General features: G+C 31.5%; 1 protein-coding gene. It reads left to right on the top strand.

The annotated features are described in order from the left end of the window. Positions 1 to 536, top strand: a 536-nt coding sequence (locus tag HX778_RS24930; protein WP_176983357.1) for an EpsG family protein, incomplete at both ends; no start/stop codon positions are given.

The raw sequence follows: 536 nt of genomic DNA, 5'->3' as shown, positions 1-536 counted from the left end.
TTTGAATATGTTGTCGCAAGTGCCACCATTTCCAGCTGTGCTATTTTCTGATTTATCAAATGTTCATGGCGATCCTATATTTTATTTTATTGCATCACTCATTAATTTAATCGATGGGGAGCCTTATTTATTATTCCTTTGTTTCAGTTTGTTGTCTTTATCTTTATATCGTTGGTGTTTTATAAAATATTCACCCCTTCCTTTTTTGTCTTTGTTGATTTATTTTTGTCATTCGTTTCTTAATAAAGAGATGACCCAGATTAGAAATGGTTTGTCTTCGGCACTATTGTTGGTTATGTTGTGTTATTTAAGTGAAAGGAAAAATTTAAAAGCTACAGCATTTTTATATTTTTCATTTTTGGCACACTCTTCGGGCTTGGTTGGCATTCTGCTATACGGAAGCAGGTTGTTTTCGAAAAAAAGAAATTTGTTTTATTGCATTGGAATATTTATTTCTTTAGTTTTGTATTTCACATGGCATCAACTTTTTTCTCTCTTGCCACAAAATATTGGGATTGTCCAGAAAACATACCAAT

Origin of the sequence: Cedecea sp. P7760 (genome assembly GCF_013386425.1) — a bacterium.
Classification (GTDB): Bacteria; Pseudomonadota; Gammaproteobacteria; order Enterobacterales; family Enterobacteriaceae; genus Cedecea; species Cedecea selenatireducens.
Note: the sequence above shows the minus strand (reverse complement) of the source record. Positions and strands in the feature narration are given on the sequence as shown.